This window comes from Psychrobacter sp. 1Y4 (assembly GCF_051847555.1).
In genome coordinates this window covers 1-550 of record NZ_JBPYDE010001007.1, presented here as the reverse complement: position 1 = coordinate 550, position 550 = coordinate 1, and the positions used below count along the sequence as shown (strand labels likewise).

Below are 550 nucleotides of genomic sequence, written 5' to 3'. Positions count from 1 at the left end.
ATCAACACCGACCGCAATACCGCTACAAGCGATCAAGTCATCAGATGCCGCGATTAAATGCTCATCAATGGGCATTTGCGGCAACCCATGACGCTGACGTAATTGATTATCTTGTTCAAAGCGTGCTCGCAATGCTGGACCATCTGCTAGCTCATCATAAGCGTTGGCAATCTCAATGCCATTGATATACAGCTCAAAGCGTTTCGCTATTTTATTCCCTTCCTTATCCAGCGCTGTCTTTGCCAATGCGGCTGTCGCAGGCGGATATTCTATGATCAGTGTCGGCAAATCATGTCCCAAATTTGGCTCTACTGCATGACTAAATAGTAAGTCTAACCAGTTCTGACGACGGTTTTCTTCGCTATCATCAGCATCATTAAAATCAAAACCTGTCAGTCCTCTATCTTCTGCTACCGCTTGGAGAGCAGATAGGCTCGCTGTCAGTGGATGTATACCAACAAAATCCATAAAAGCATCGACATAGCGATAATGGCTCATCACCATTGGATGACCATACAGCGCCGTAAGCAACTCATTAAGCTCACCTGCC

The 550-nt window shown here is 45.8% G+C and carries 1 protein-coding gene; it reads right to left on the bottom strand.

Annotated elements, in window-relative coordinates:
- A partial coding sequence (locus ACS8FC_RS20115; protein ID WP_439298086.1) for an amino acid--tRNA ligase-related protein occupies positions 1 to 550 on the bottom strand: 550 nt, incomplete at both ends.